Annotated in this window: 3 protein-coding genes; all 3 read right to left on the bottom strand. The window is 36.6% G+C overall.

Annotation, left to right across the window (positions count from 1 at the left end; genetic code table 11):
• Positions 1-109: 109 nt before the first annotated feature.
• A complete protein-coding gene (yidD, locus tag AW17_RS23335; protein ID WP_029280774.1) occupies positions 110-340 on the bottom strand; it encodes a membrane protein insertion efficiency factor YidD in 231 nt (76 codons plus the stop codon).
• A complete protein-coding gene (locus tag AW17_RS23340) occupies positions 324-722 on the bottom strand; it encodes a ribonuclease P protein component (protein ID WP_029280776.1) in 399 nt (132 codons plus the stop codon). The genes yidD and AW17_RS23340 overlap by 17 nt, the downstream gene beginning before the upstream one ends.
• A 67-nt stretch (positions 723-789) precedes the next feature.
• A complete protein-coding gene (gene rpmH / locus AW17_RS23345; RefSeq protein ID WP_010601723.1) occupies positions 790-948 on the bottom strand; it encodes a 50S ribosomal protein L34 in 159 nt (52 codons plus the stop codon).
• Positions 949-1654: the final 706 nt, after the last annotated feature.

Here is a 1654-nt window from a genome sequence, read left to right on the forward strand (position 1 = left end):
AGCAAATAATTATCGAACTCAGGTTAAAAGATTATTTCTGCTCGATCTACCCTGCCACGAAACGACGAATGTAGTATGAACTAATGAACAACTGAACTAATAAACCCATCTAAGGAACAGGATCGTGACCATGTTTGCCCCATGGATGACAACGGCCAATGCGTTTCAGTGCTAGCCAACCACCTTTAAATGGTCCGTACTTTTTAATGGCTTCTATCCCATACTGCGAGCAAGTTGGCGTAAACCTGCAATTTGCGCCCAGCATTGGCGAAATGGCATATTGATACACCTTGATTAAACCTAAAAAAAACCATCCGAAAATTTTATTGATGAATTTCATTTGGCTGGATTAAATTTTGAAAGCGTTTAAAAGTAGCAATCAGTTTTTTCTCGATAAAGGCAAAATCATATTTTTCTTTACCTACGAACTGAATAGAAATCAAAAGCAATCCCCTATTGGTAGGTAAAGGCAAATATAATTTATCTTGTTTATTTAAGCGATAAGCTTCGCGTATACGGCGCTTGAGCAGATTGCGATCTACTGCCCGTTTATATCTTTTTTTAGGAACGTTGATTACCACTTGTGCTTGCACATCAGCTGGTTGATCGACAAAAAGATAGGAAATCCGAAAGGGGTATAATAAAAAAGAAGAACCGTTTTTAAACAACAGGTCTAAATGTTTCCTGCTGCATAACCGTTCTTCTTTCCTGAATGTGTACATATATTTTTGATTGATAACTGCAGATTTTGATCTGCCGATCCCGAATTAACGGAAAAGCAATCAAAAATTATGCTTTATGCTTGCGTTCGTCAGAAACCGTTAATCTTTTTCTTCCTTTAGCACGACGTGATGCTAATACTCGTCTGCCGTTAGCTGTTGCCATTCTTTCGCGGAAGCCGTGTTTGTTTCTTCTCTTTCTTTGCGAAGGTTGGTATGTTCTTTTCATGACTGTATATTATCTATTGTAAAATTAAGAGGTGCAAATATAAAGCGATTTCTCTACAAATGCAAGAGTGATTAATTATTATTTTTTCTATTTAAGTGCAAATGTAATAATTCTTTTGAAAAAGATGCCAAGTGGGTATTTAAAATATGTGCTTGTATGTTTTATTGTTTTACTAAACGTTGCTACCAATGATCCGTCCTGATGAGCAATGTCATTAAGTAAGCATAGGCGTTGTCAGTCTGAGCCTGTCGAAGACCTTTACTAGTTGAAAACAAAAAAACATTTGTCCTTCGACAGGCTCAGGATGACAATACTTTTTTGTTTTCGCCTTAACTTAACGATATTGACCGCTGGGACAAGATCATTATATCCTTGTTTAAGGCGTTAGAAAGGCGCAAACCACTAAATAGCAGCAGCGACAACCGTAAACAAACATGATTGAAGTGGAAATCCTTTTTGTCACCCTGAAGGTCAATTGATTGTTTAAAATCAATATGAATGACAAAGGATTTTAACGAATTGATAGGCCGCGAAGAATCGTCCTTTAGATTTGTTTTGATATTTTATTTAAGGATCACAAGTATTTACTTTGCTTAAATTATAAATCAGATTACCTAAAGCGGTAGCGGCACATTAAAAGTTCGTCAAGGTTTTTATGCCTATGAGATGATGCAATCCGCTACCGTTTTTTCCCTTAGTGACCAGA

This window comes from Pedobacter borealis DSM 19626 (assembly GCF_000708285.2).
GTDB classification, from domain to species: Bacteria; Bacteroidota; Bacteroidia; order Sphingobacteriales; family Sphingobacteriaceae; genus Pedobacter; species Pedobacter borealis.